Genomic DNA, 12145 nt, shown 5'->3' with positions numbered 1-12145 from the left:
TACTAAGCGGTTTTTTATTTACTATGGCTTAGAGCCAGCGAATTGCGTTGGTTACTCGCTCGTTATAGGTATCTAGTGGTGCACCCACACTGGCAACCAAAATGGTATCAGCCTGCGACCCGCGATTGATTTGGCCTTCAAAGCGCTCATCTTGGAAATGATCATTTCCTAAACCAAACGATTTATTTTCTGAAGGTACAATAAATACCGTCATTGGACCAAAGTCCGATTCAAAAATTAAATGTAAGCCTCTTTCCCCTTTAAAATCACAAAACATTGCGTAAGTTATATCGCCAGGAAGCTCATCTATGTAACCACCAAGTACGGCCAGTTTGTCATTGACACTTTGAAGGCTGATAGGGGATTTTTTATCAAGGGCATTTATTTCGTAGTACACATGCGCAAGTGCATGTTCGCCCGCTTCGTGGCCAATATGCTGCTCTGAGCTGAAAAAAAACGCACTCACTGCGACCATAAATGATGCCGCTAAGGCAAGGTGCACACGGTCAAACTTAAAACGCGATTTAGCGTCAACAACATTGGTGCCAGCAGCTTGCTCTTCTTGTAAGGCTTTTTCTTTTAACGATGTATTTAAAATAATACGATCAGCTAAGTTATCAGGCACAGGTATATCGAGTGCATCTTGAAGGTGTTTATCAAATTCTTTCATTTCGGTAATAAAACTTTGTCGCTCAGGGTTGCTATGGGCAAACTCCATAAGTTCCTTATCAACATCGTTTGGTTGCGCAATAGTGCGGCGACGAAACTCAAGTTCATCCATTATTTTGATGCCCCTTTAAGTTGTTCATCATCACGGCTTAAAGCCTCTTTAAGTTGGTTTCTAGCACGGTATAAACGTGTCATCACCGTGTTTTTATTTAAATCAAGTATGTCGGCAATTTCCTCGCCGGTGCACCCCATTACGACCTGTAATAATAGTGGCTCTCTGTATTCGTCAGATAGCAATCCAATTTGTCGTTGAATAACAGTTTGCTCCATTTCATCATCAAGCGAGTGGCTGGTTTCATCAACCAGCGTATCGTTTTCTACATCACTGTAATCAAACTGTTTACGTTCAAATCGTCGTGCGTTTTCTCTGCGTAAAATAGTCAGTAACCACGGTTTTGCTGCTTTTTGATCGAGTAAAGAATCAAGTGAGCGCCAAGCGCGCAAAAATGTCTCTTGTACTAAATCATCAGCTATGTGTGGATCACGGCACAACCAGTATGCAAAGCGGTAAAGCTCTTTATTATAAACGTGAACTAAGGCTTCATAACGTTTTTGTTTCTCTGCCATATCGATTAAGACCTGATTATTTGATTTTTTATTTCCCAGCATAAGCACTTTTTTACTACTATATTTTTATTTAATGAAAAAAGACTCATACGTAACTTTATTTTAGCTATAAAGGTCTTTTAATACAGTTTGTTGCAAATTTGATGCTTGAGCTTGCTCGTTCTCAAGTATTTTTATAATAGCACCAAGGTCACTGTTTGTAGCTTTATTTCCATACAATTGCGCTTGTAATTGAATTACCTCAGTACTCAACTGTGAGTTATTAATCCGTCGGCATAACTCATCAATAGCGCCGGTATCCTGTTTGGTTATTTGTACTGCGTAATTATTTAGCTCATTGTAAAAGGCCTTAACATCACCTGCTTTTTGTATGTTTAACAGCTTTTTTAAACTTGGCTGGCTGAGCGGAGTAGATAAAGGCTTCACTTTTTCAATGGTATTTATATTAGAACGGGTAACCCAATAAAAAATTGCAGTGCCAATCCATAAAATATAACCCAGTACAGCAACAGCAATAAGCCATAGTGGCGTGTAGCTGCGAGGAGTTTGTATTTGGGCTGATGTATTAGCGTCAGCTTTAGTTTCATCAACGGGTGTGTTCTCAATACTTTGCTCTGTATTTACAGGGGTATTAATAACTGTGCTGCTTGGTGTTACAGTAATTGTGCGCGCTGGGAGCGTGGCAAAACTAATACGGTTAATTTTAGTATTAAACCAAGGTAATTTAATTTCAGGTAAGGTGTAAGTGCCCGGTGTTTGTGGCAATAATGCATACGATGCAGTTTGTTGCGAAACAACACGCCCATTTCTTACTGCGTTGTTGTTCTCTTTTTGATCAGGGTAGCTACGGATCCCATTTATTGTTGGCATTTCTATATCTGGGAGTTGTTCTTTGGTGACGCCAAGCGCTGTAAGTGTAATTGTACGAGTTATAGGTGTACCTACTTCAATGGTGTCATCACTTGGTTGCCATTCTTCACCAAGGTTCACCAGTTCACTGGGCAGCCATGCACCTTTGTAATCACTGGGAATGGGTTTAATTTCTATTTGTTGGTCTTCGCCAATTGCAGACACTTCTAACTGGCGATAATTTTGTTGCACTCGGCCCTGAAATACGGGGGCAGCAATAGTATAAGGACCACTTTTTTGGGGTTGAATCAAATACTCTCGGGTAATAACCAGGTAGCGCTTACCATCAACTAATTCGTAACTTTCTGTCTGTTTACCTAGTTGTGTTAGCTGTGCATCTTCCATGCTCGGTGTACTTAAACTACCATCAAGTAACTCTTTAGCTAAGTATAGTTTTAGTGTGTAAACGCCTGCTTCTTGCACATAGAGTGAATTGCTTGAAAGTGATGTTCTTACAAAAATGTCATTATTATTGTCAGCGTTTGCAGCACGTTTTGTCACGGTTAAATCAATTGGCTGCGAGCTAAATCCACTTACCGTAAATGAGGGGATAGTATACTGCCCCTCGGTGCGGGTCATTAATTTAACGCTCCACGTGGTTTGTTTATTAATGCTACCGTTTATGATGTTAGTTCGCGTACTTAAACTTGTTGGGCCGACTACAAAATCTTTCAGCAGTACAGATGTATCGGGTTGTTCACCTTTCACGGTATCGTCTATTGATATATTAAGCATAAAAAACTCACCCGCTAACACTGGGTTTTTATCTACGCTTGCTTCGAGTTTCGTTGCTGCGAATGACGGCATCGCGCATAGTAGCAATAAACAGCAAAATAATCGCATTACCATGATTTTTCTACTCCTGTAGGGCGGCGTTGATATTGTCTTTTTTGGGCTTCGAGTTGCATTTTATTCCGTAGTAAAATTGCTGGGTCGTCTGGTACTTTTCTGAGTAACTGATTAAGCTGCTGGGCTTTTTCTTTTTCTTCATTTGTAAGCTCACTGGCTTGTGCTTGCATTGCCTGTTGTTGCGCTTTTTGTTTTTGCTCGTCGCTAACGGGTTGCTCACTCATTGCTTGCGATTGGGGCTGTTGCTGGTCAGGCTGTTCAGCGTTTTTATTTTCGCTTTGTTCGCTTTGTGATTGTGCTTGCATATCAGGTTTATTTTGCTCCTCTGATTGCTCACCGGTTTGCCCTTGCTGATCTTCAGAGGGTTCAGACTCTTGCTCTGATTTTTCGCTCGCATCGCTCTGGCTTTGGTTTTCACCTTTTGCCGAGTCGTTTTGCTCATTATTTTGTTGCTCTTGCCCAGATTGTTCGTTATTGGGTTGTTGGTTTTGATCACTTTGTTGCTGGTTTTCTTGATTTTGAGATTCATCACCACTTTGTTCTTGCTGGTTTTGCTGTTCTTGTTGATTCAACAGCTGCTCAACTAAGGCTTGGTTATCTGCGGCTTGACTAAAATCACTTTGCAGCGTTTGAGCTTGCTTATAAGCGTTTATTGCCTCTTCAAGTTTGCCCGCTTTGGCAAGTGCATTGCCATAGTTATAGTAACCTGTGGCGGACTTATCTTTACTAAAGGCATCCAAAGCGGCGTTATAATTGCCTTGTTTGTAAAGCGCTGCGCCTTTTAACTGGTTTGACTTCGCGTTAGCGGCTTTATCGTATTCTTCATTTTTATAGGCGGTGAGAGCCCGTTGGTCTGTATTTTTTAATAGTGTAGGGAGCTCCAATGCATACGCGTTTTGCTGCGGTAAAAAGGTAAGCAACAAAACCGCGCCTAAAAAGGCAGAGCGCCTGAATAAATACAAACTAAATGGTAACAAGAGCAAAAGCCCGTAAATACCGGCGTCAATACGCCACAGTGCTTGGCTTTGCGTTTCATCTTTTAATAACTCACTATTAGCCATCGGCGAAAACGTGTTTATGTCGCTATTACTTGGTTGATAGCGCGCAAATTTACCACCGCTGCGGGTGGCCAAACTTTTTAGTTGTGAAATATTTATAGTAGGGATCACAATTTGACCGTACCGGTCTTTTAAAAAACCACCTTCAGGTAACTTTATAGGCGCACCTTCCTCTGACCCTACACCATAAATATTGAGTCTAAATGTTGTGTTATTTATAAAGCTTGTTACATCGCTTTGTTCTTCTTGTTCTATACCGTCGGTTATTAAAATAATATCACCATCAATATAACCTGCCTGATTTAATAGCTCTTTTGCCATATCCAGGCCAGCTAAAACATTAGAGCCTTTGTCGGGCATTATGTCGGGGCTTAAGCTTGGAATTAAATTTCTGAGTGTTGTGGCATCATTGGTTAGTGGCGATATGGTATACGCAGTGCCAGCATAAGCAACTAGCGCGGTGTCACCTTCTTTAAAAAGCTCAATCATATCAAGGGATTTAAAACGAGCTTGCGTTAACCTGTTTGGTAAAATGTCGGTGCTGTACATTGAATAAGACATATCCATAACGATGACACGAGCACTTTTGCTTTGAAAAACAGGTACCTGTTTTTTTTCAAAGCTTGGGCCTGCACTGAATAAAACCCCTAAACTGCAAAATACAGCTATCAGCCAAAGTGGTTGGCTGGCTTTTGTGTTGGTATCACTGATGACAAATTGGGCTAAGTGCGGTGCAATTAATTGCACGTCTGTGGTTTTTTTGTGCTTAATTAACGCTACAAAAAACAGGCCAATTGCAGGTATAAGCAGCCATAAAATGGCAGGGCGAATAAATTCAAAATCCATTAGTTTGGCTCCTTTAATGCGCGCAATGTACTTAGCATCACGTTTAAGCTAATTAGTAAAATGGCAATAAGTAGCGGGTAATAAAATAATGAGCTTTGTGGGCGAAAGGTTTTTTCGTCCGCACTAATGGGCTCTAGTTTATCAAGCTCTGCGTAAATCTGTTTGAGGCCCGCTACATCCTTAGCTCTAAAGTAAAGGCCGCCGGTATCGTCAGCTATATTTTTTAGTAGGCGCTCATCTAAATTACTTCCGCCTGAGCCACCCATATTAAATAGGCTAAAACCACGTGGGTTATCAGAGCCGACACCTATGGTATAGACTTTAATGCCCTCTTCGCGGGCGAGTAATAATGCGTCGTCAGGGTTTAAGTTACCCGCGGTATTTTGACCGTCTGTTAATAGCACAACGATTCGGTTACTGTCGTCTTTACTAGCAAAACGTTTCACTGATAAGCCAAGTGCGTCGCCAATAGCTGTCGCGCGTCCAACTAAACCTATTTGTGCTTCGTTAAGCATTTTAGTTACCGTTTTTAGATCGCGCGTTAAAGGTGTTTGTAAAAACGCCGTATCGCCAAACAAAATAAGTCCAAGTCTGTCGCCAGTGCGTTGTTCTATAAAGTCGCTAAGTACTGCTTTTACCATTGTTAAGCGGTCAACATATTGACCATTGTAGGCCATATCCTGTTCGGTCATCGAGCCAGATAAATCCACCGCAAGCATGATATCTCGGCCTTCATTTGGCAACAAAATAGGCTCGTCTAACCACGTGGGGTTAGCAGCTGCGCTGACAAGTAATAACCAAAGTAGCCATTCAAATAACGATAAACGACGTGATCGAGGTTCAATACTTTGATTACTCAAGCTGTGCTGAGCAAACCCCGGAATTCGTATGCGAGTGTTGTTACTACTTGCTGCTGGCTTTAGTAATAAAAGCAGTAAAGGTAACGGAAGGAGCAAAAAAAGCCATGGCCAACTAAATTCAAACATATAGCGGCTCCTTTACTTTAAAGTTTTTGATTGCTTGTCGAAATTTTTCACTTAAATCGACATTGTTATTTTCGCTACTGTATAAGCTTAAAATTTCTTGCTCAGTAAACGTGAGTCCACTAAGTGTATTAAGCGTTTCACACCACTGCTTTGTAGGTTGTGTGGCAAGGTGCTTACCGTAATATTCAACAACTAGGCGTTTTAAAATAATATGTAAATGCTGAGGGTATTGCTCTTGTTGACTTAATGATACGGCATAACGTTTTGCTTTTTTAAATTGGTACGCTTTATAAATTGCATACACACCGGTTAAAAGCGCAATGCAAAGTAGAGCAATAATAACCCACCAAGCAGGGGCGAGTGGCCACCAATCAACTTGGTTAGGTGCTATTACATCGTGCAGGCCATCGAGTGGATTGGTTTGCATGGTTTATTTTCTCACAAGCTGCAGTTCAAGTGGTTTGGCTGCATTGAACGATATTAAATTAAGACCCGATTTAGTTAAGCGAGTAAGGCGCTTATTGAATGTATCTTCTGCATTTTTAGCAAAGCGCGCTCTAAAGGCATTATCCATTAGTGGCAAAGCAATATCTTGGCCATTTGTACTAACGCTTACAGTATTTTTATAAGCCGGTAATTGATGTTCAAATGGGTCGCTAATATGACACCCAATAAGCTCACAATGACGGCTAAGTATTTCAAGCTGTTTGAAGCTTGCATCGTCAAGAGAACTAAAATCTGATACCAAATACACCAAGCTACCAGGCTTTGCCAAATGATTAAGGCGCTTTAGGTTATCACTAAAGTTATTGTGGGCTTTTGCATCTATTCCCCCAAGGGCTTGCTGGTGGTTAGCACATAAATTGTGACAAAGCTTTAATACGGCTTTTTCTCGCGCGCTGGGTTTGAGCTCTAAATGAGCGTGCTGGTTAAATACAATGCCGCCAATTCTGTCGCCACGCTGGCACGCAGACCAAGCAACTAATGCACTAATGTGCGCAGCTTGTACTGACTTAAGCAGTAGCTTTGAGCCAAATAGCATAGAGTTTGAAAAATCGGTAAATACAAAAACTGGGCGTTCTTTTTCTTCTTGAAAAAGTTTTGTATGGGTTTCGCCTGTACGCGCTGTAACTCGCCAGTCAATTGAACGAATGTCGTCACCTTGCTGGTAATGGCGAACTTCGGCAAATTCCATACCACGGCCTTTATGCGGTGCGAGATATTGCCCTGCTAAAGTATTTTTAATTTTAACCTTAGGCGCAAGCTCAAGCAGTTGCGCTTTGGCTTTGTAATACATCAGCTCTTTTAGTGCTAAATTAACACCGTGGCTATGGCTTTGTTTCAGCCATGCCTGAGGGTCTAATTGTTTATGCATAAATTAAGGTACAGCTACCAGTTCTACAATTCGACTAATTACTTGATCTTTTGTAACACCATCGGCTTGGGCTTCGTAGCTCAAAATAATGCGATGGCGTAGTACATTGTGAACAACCGCTTGTATGTCGTCAGGGGCTACAAAGTCGCGGCCCTGTAACCATGCATGAGCACGTGCACATTTATCGAGCGCGATAGTGGCACGAGGGCTGGCGCCAAATTCAATCCAGCGGCCTAGTTGTTCATCTAACTTTGCTCCTTCTCGCGTAGCAATAATAAGTTGAACCAAATATTGCTCAAGAGGCTCGGCTAAGTACAAACCTAAAATTGCTTGGCGGGCAGCAAATAAATCGCTTTGGCTAATTTTTTGTAAAACAGCTTGTTGCTCTTTTAATGCTTCACCGCGCGTTAAGCGTAATATGTCAAGCTCGTGCTCGGCGCCCGGATAACCAATACTTAAATGTAATAAAAAGCGGTCAAGCTGTGCTTCAGGGAGCGGGTAGGTGCCTTCTTGCTCTAGCGGGTTTTGAGTTGCCATAACCATAAATAAGTCGCTAAGTGGATACGTGTTTTTACCTACCGTAACTTGACGTTCAGCCATGGCTTCAAGTAAAGCTGACTGCACCTTTGCTGGGGCACGGTTTATTTCGTCAGCCAAAATAAGGTTATGAAAAAGTGGGCCTTTCTCAAACACAAACTCGCTTGTTTGTTGGCGGTAAATATCGGTGCCAGTTACATCGGCCGGTAATAAATCGGGTGTAAACTGGACACGTTGAAACGAACCTTCAATCCCTTTTGCAAGCGCATTTACTGCGCGTGTTTTTGCAAGCCCTGGTGGGCCTTCAACTAATAAGTGGCCGTCAGCTAAAATAGCAATAAGTAGTGCTTGAGTAAGCTCTGGCTGGCCAATGATTTGTGTATCTAAGTACGTTTTTAATTGTGAAAATGCGTTAGCTGCCATAATAAGTGGACTGTCCTCGTCAGCTGGGTTAGTACCTAAATGGGTTAGGTTGCAAATACTGACCTATTTATAAGGTTTATAATAGGGTAACTCAAGAGTTAGACTGTATTTTTTAAAATAGTTCGTTATTTTTTAACGGTTTTTAGCGTACCACAAATCTTTGTAAATGCGTTTAAAAAAGCCTATTGTGTGATATGTAAACATGACTACTTTGTATAAATTTCAGTTTATCTATTGGCTTTAGCACACGGGTTGTTTAGAATCGAGGAAAACAAACAGGTCAGACCTGTCAGCGGGAGAGCATAAATGTCTGAGCAAAACATACTAAAAACACCAAAGGGTGATCGTATTGCCATAGTAAGTGGCCTTCGTACACCGTTTGCAAAACAAGCAACAGCATTCCACCACGTACCAGCACTTGATATGGGGAAATTAGTGGTTAACGAAATGCTTGAGCGATTAAATTTTGACAAATCAGAAATCGATCAACTTGTATTTGGTCAAGTAGTACAAATGCCGGAAGCGCCGAATATTGCGCGTGAAATTGTACTGGGTACAGGCATGCCTGTCGGTGTTGATGCTTATTCAGTGTCACGTGCATGTGCTACTAGCTTTCAGGCAATTGCTAACGTGGCTGAGTCTATTATGGCTGGCTCTGTAAGTGTAGGTATTGCCGGTGGTGCAGATTCATCGTCTGTATTACCTATTGGCGTAAGTAAAAAATTGGCAGGTAGTTTAGTTGATTTAAACAAGGCGCGTACTTTAGGGCAACGCTTACAAATTTTTTCAAAGCTGCGTTTGAAAGACTTAATGCCAGTACCGCCTGCAGTTGCAGAGTACTCAACCGGCCTTTCAATGGGTCAAACTGCTGAGCAAATGGCTAAAACACATAATATCAGCCGTGAAGACCAAGATGCTTTAGCACATCGCTCACACACGCTTGCAACGCAAGCCTGGGCTGATGGCAAGTTAAAAGATGAAGTAATGACGGCTCATTTACCACCGTATAAAAGCTTTATTGAAGAAGATAACAATATTCGTAAAAACTCTACTGTTGAAGGTTACGCAAAGCTAAAACCTGTATTTGACCGTCAACATGGTTCGGTTACAGCCGCTAATGCAACACCGCTAACAGATGGAGCAGCTGCGGTATTAATGATGAACGAAAGTAAAGCACGCGCGCTTGGTTACGAAATTTTGGGTTACGTACGTAGCTTTGCGTTTTCTGCAATTGGTGTGGAGCAAGACATGTTAATGGGTCCTGCGCATTCAACACCTATCGCATTAGACAGAGCTGGTATTACCCTTGCTGATTTAGATTTAATTGAAATGCATGAGGCATTTGCATCGCAAGCCCTTGCGAACATGAAGATGTTTGCTTCAGACAAGTTTGCGCAAGAAAAGCTAGGTCGAAGCAAAGCAATTGGCGAAATTAACATGGATAAGTTTAACGTGAATGGCGGTTCGCTTGCATATGGTCACCCATTTGCAGCAACAGGTGCTCGCTTAATTACACAAAGCTTAAACGAGCTTAAACGTCGTGGTGGCGGTTTGGCATTAACAACAGCATGTGCTGCTGGTGGTTTAGGTGCAGCCTTTGTATTGGAGAGCGCGTAATGACAGATTCAGTATTTAATTTAGCGGTAGACGAAAATAAAATTGCCGTTGTAACGATTGACGTGCCGGGTGAAAAAATGAATACCCTGCGTGACTCGTTTGCAGACGATTTAAAAGCTTTACTTACGCAAGCACAAGAACATGCAGTTAAAGGCATGGTTTTTATCAGCGGTAAAAGCGATAACTTTATTGCAGGCGCTGACGTAAAGATGCTTGATAGCGTAGAAAAACGTGAAGATGCACTTGCTATTAGCGAGCTGTGTCATCAAGCTTTTTTTGATATGAAAAAGCTACCTTATACTACAGTAAGCGCCATTCATGGCGCCGCGCTTGGTGGTGGTTTAGAGTTTGCATTGGCGTGTGATTACCGTGTTGGTACAGATAGCGATTTAACTAAAATTGGCTTACCTGAGGTTCAACTAGGTTTATTACCTGGTGGCGGTGGTACGCAGCGTTTAACTAAAATCGTGGGTATTCAAAAAGCACTTGAGTGGATGCTAACTGGTAAGCAAATTCGTCCTAAGCAGGCTAAAAAAGCGGGTGTTTTAGATGATTGCGTACCGCAAAGCGTACTTTTAAAAGTAGCAAAAGAGTTTGCTGCCAAGAAAAAGCCTCAAGCTAAAGAGCCCAAGCTCGATAAAGTAAGCAAGCTATTAGAGTCAAACCCATTTGGGCGTAACTTTATCTTTAAAAAAGCAAAAGAAAACGTACTGAAAAAAACGGGCGGCCATTACCCAGCGCCATTGGCTATTATAAAAGCAGTACGAGCGAGCGTTGAGCTTGATGAGCTTAAAGCATATAAAACCGAAGCAGAAGGGTTTGCAACGCTTGTTATGAGTGAGCAATCTAAAGCGCTTCGTGGTTTATTTTTTGCAACCACCGAAATGAAAAAAGAGTGGCGCAACGATGACGCGCCAGCAGTGACTAAAACTGCCGTGTTAGGTGGCGGGCTGATGGGCGCTGGTATTGCCCATGTAAGTGCTGTAAAAGCGAAAGTGCCTGTTCGTATTAAAGATGTCGCAGAGCAAGGCATTAGCAATGCGATGAACTACACCTACAAAATTCTTGATAAGCGTCTTAAGCGCCGCATTATGTCTAAAGCAGATATGCAGTTAACAATGAACCGTATCACCGGTACAACTGACTACAGTGGCTTTAAACACATTGATTTAGTTATTGAAGCGGTATTTGAAGACTTAGCACTTAAGCAAGGTATGGTTGCAGACGTAGAACAGCAATGCCAAGAGAATACAATTTTTGCGAGTAATACGTCATCGTTGCCTATTTCTCAGATTGCGGCAAATGCTACACGTCCTGAAAACGTAATTGGCTTGCATTATTTCTCTCCAGTAGAAAAAATGCCACTGGTTGAAATTATTCCGCACGAAGGCACGTCTCAAGAGACAATTGCACGTGTTGTTAATTTTGCGCGTAAGCAGGGTAAAACGCCAATTGTTGTTAAAGATATGGCTGGTTTTTACGTAAACCGCATACTTGCACCTTACTTAAATGAAGCGGCTAACTTAATGCTTGCTGGTGAGCCAATTGAAAAAATTGATGCAGCACTTGTAGAGTTTGGTTTCCCAGTAGGTCCGCTTGCATTACTTGACGAAGTAGGTATTGATATTGGCTCTAAAATTGCACCTATTCTTGAAAAAGAATTGGGAGAGCGCTTTAAAGGACCTGATGCCTTTTCACGCATGATTGATTCAAAACGCCTTGGCCGTAAAACGGGTCGTGGTTTTTATGATTACGAGAAAAAAGGCAAAAAAGTTGACGAGTCAGTTTACGAGTTGCTGGGTGTAACGCCTAATTCACGTTTAAACAAAAGTGAAATTGCTCAGCGTTGTGTAGCGCAAATGCTTAATGAAGCTGCGCGTTGTTTAGATGAGGGCATTATTGCAAGCCCACGTGATGGTGATATTGGCGCTATTTTTGGTATTGGCTTCCCGCCATTCCTAGGTGGCCCATTTAGCTACATGGATAAACTCGGTACGAGCAAAGTAAGTTCGGATATGTCTACGCTTGCTAATAGCAACGCTATATTTGCACCCTGTGAGTCGTTAGTATCAATGGCTGAGTCAGGTGAAACGTTTTATGGCGAAAAGCCAATACAAAACGAAACCGTTGCTGAAGTAGTAAAGTTAGAAACATCAGAGCAAGAAGCAGACGTTGTGCCTGAAGAGCAATCAGACGTTGCTAAAGATGACACTAAATAACGTTTAACACGTATTAAAAAACCGCATTTA

General features: G+C 41.8%; 10 protein-coding genes. 2 read left to right on the top strand and 8 right to left on the bottom strand.

The annotated features are described in order from the left end of the window. Nucleotides 1-28: 28 nt before the first annotated feature. Genes ACFI34_RS18540 through ACFI34_RS18505 form a run of 8 tightly spaced genes read right to left on the bottom strand, consistent with a single transcriptional unit; the run spans nt 29 to nt 8279 of the window. Nucleotides 29-781: a DUF3379 family protein gene (locus tag ACFI34_RS18540; protein ID WP_462674562.1), complete on the bottom strand. Its 753-nt coding sequence runs from the start codon at nt 779-781 to the stop codon at nt 29-31. Then, the gene (locus ACFI34_RS18535) at nt 781-1338 is read right to left on the bottom strand and encodes a sigma-70 family RNA polymerase sigma factor (RefSeq protein WP_021032391.1); all 558 of its coding nucleotides are present in this window, start codon (nt 1336-1338) and stop codon (nt 781-783) included. The genes ACFI34_RS18540 and ACFI34_RS18535 overlap by 1 nt, the downstream gene beginning before the upstream one ends. A 60-nt stretch (nt 1339-1398) precedes the next feature. Further along, nucleotides 1399-3054 (bottom strand): BatD family protein, encoded by a 1656-nt coding sequence (locus ACFI34_RS18530; protein ID WP_462674561.1) that lies wholly within the window; start codon nt 3052-3054, stop codon nt 1399-1401. Then, nucleotides 3048-4958 carry a vWA domain-containing protein gene (locus tag ACFI34_RS18525; protein ID WP_462674560.1) on the bottom strand — a complete coding sequence of 637 codons (1911 nt, stop codon included), beginning with the start codon at nt 4956-4958 and terminating at the stop codon, nt 3048-3050. The genes ACFI34_RS18530 and ACFI34_RS18525 overlap by 7 nt, the downstream gene beginning before the upstream one ends. Next, nucleotides 4958-5944 (bottom strand): vWA domain-containing protein, encoded by a 987-nt coding sequence (locus ACFI34_RS18520; protein ID WP_462674559.1) that lies wholly within the window; start codon nt 5942-5944, stop codon nt 4958-4960. Before ACFI34_RS18520 ends, ACFI34_RS18525 begins: the two co-directional genes overlap by 1 nt. Then, on the bottom strand, nt 5937-6371 hold the full coding sequence (locus ACFI34_RS18515; RefSeq protein ID WP_276756457.1) for a DUF4381 domain-containing protein: 435 nt from the start codon (nt 6369-6371) through the stop codon (nt 5937-5939). Before ACFI34_RS18515 ends, ACFI34_RS18520 begins: the two co-directional genes overlap by 8 nt. 3 nt (nt 6372-6374) lie before the next feature. Further along, complete coding sequence (locus tag ACFI34_RS18510; RefSeq protein WP_462674558.1) at nt 6375-7319, bottom strand: DUF58 domain-containing protein; 945 nt, start codon at nt 7317-7319, stop codon at nt 6375-6377. Nucleotides 7320-7322: 3 nt separating this feature from the next. Then, complete coding sequence (locus ACFI34_RS18505; protein WP_462674557.1) at nt 7323-8279, bottom strand: AAA family ATPase; 957 nt, start codon at nt 8277-8279, stop codon at nt 7323-7325. Between the two features lie 306 nt (nt 8280-8585). Here ACFI34_RS18505 and fadI point away from each other — a divergent pair, with 306 nt between their 5' ends. Together fadI and fadJ are read left to right on the top strand one after the other, a co-directional pair. After that, nucleotides 8586-9896 (top strand): acetyl-CoA C-acyltransferase FadI, encoded by a 1311-nt coding sequence (fadI, locus tag ACFI34_RS18500; RefSeq protein ID WP_058403425.1) that lies wholly within the window; start codon nt 8586-8588, stop codon nt 9894-9896. Continuing rightward, nucleotides 9896-12115, top strand: a complete 2220-nt coding sequence (fadJ, locus tag ACFI34_RS18495) for a fatty acid oxidation complex subunit alpha FadJ (RefSeq protein ID WP_462674556.1) — start codon at nt 9896-9898, stop codon at nt 12113-12115. Before fadI ends, fadJ begins: the two co-directional genes overlap by 1 nt. The last annotated feature ends 30 nt before the right edge of the window (nt 12116-12145 follow it).

It is taken from the genome of Pseudoalteromonas sp. PSi26, assembly GCF_054960575.1.
The sequence above is the reverse complement of the archived record's forward strand: the minus strand, read 5'-3'. Positions and strand labels throughout refer to the sequence as shown.

What these genes read in the sequence shown, in the direction of transcription:
- ACFI34_RS18540 (WP_462674562.1), bottom strand. Translation starts at nt 781, where the DNA reads ATGGATGAACTTGAGTTTCGTCGCCGCACTATTGCGCAACCAAACGAT.
- ACFI34_RS18535 (WP_021032391.1), bottom strand. Translation starts at nt 1,338, where the DNA reads ATGCTGGGAAATAAAAAATCAAATAATCAGGTCTTAATCGATATGGCA.
- ACFI34_RS18530 (WP_462674561.1), bottom strand. Translation starts at nt 3,054, where the DNA reads ATGGTAATGCGATTATTTTGCTGTTTATTGCTACTATGCGCGATGCCG.
- ACFI34_RS18525 (WP_462674560.1), bottom strand. Translation starts at nt 4,958, where the DNA reads ATGGATTTTGAATTTATTCGCCCTGCCATTTTATGGCTGCTTATACCT.
- ACFI34_RS18520 (WP_462674559.1), bottom strand. Translation starts at nt 5,944, where the DNA reads ATGTTTGAATTTAGTTGGCCATGGCTTTTTTTGCTCCTTCCGTTACCT.
- ACFI34_RS18515 (WP_276756457.1), bottom strand. Translation starts at nt 6,371, where the DNA reads ATGCAAACCAATCCACTCGATGGCCTGCACGATGTAATAGCACCTAAC.
- ACFI34_RS18510 (WP_462674558.1), bottom strand. Translation starts at nt 7,319, where the DNA reads ATGCATAAACAATTAGACCCTCAGGCATGGCTGAAACAAAGCCATAGC.
- ACFI34_RS18505 (WP_462674557.1), bottom strand. Translation starts at nt 8,279, where the DNA reads ATGGCAGCTAACGCATTTTCACAATTAAAAACGTACTTAGATACACAA.
- fadI (WP_058403425.1), top strand. Translation starts at nt 8,586, where the DNA reads ATGTCTGAGCAAAACATACTAAAAACACCAAAGGGTGATCGTATTGCC.
- fadJ (WP_462674556.1), top strand. Translation starts at nt 9,896, where the DNA reads ATGACAGATTCAGTATTTAATTTAGCGGTAGACGAAAATAAAATTGCC.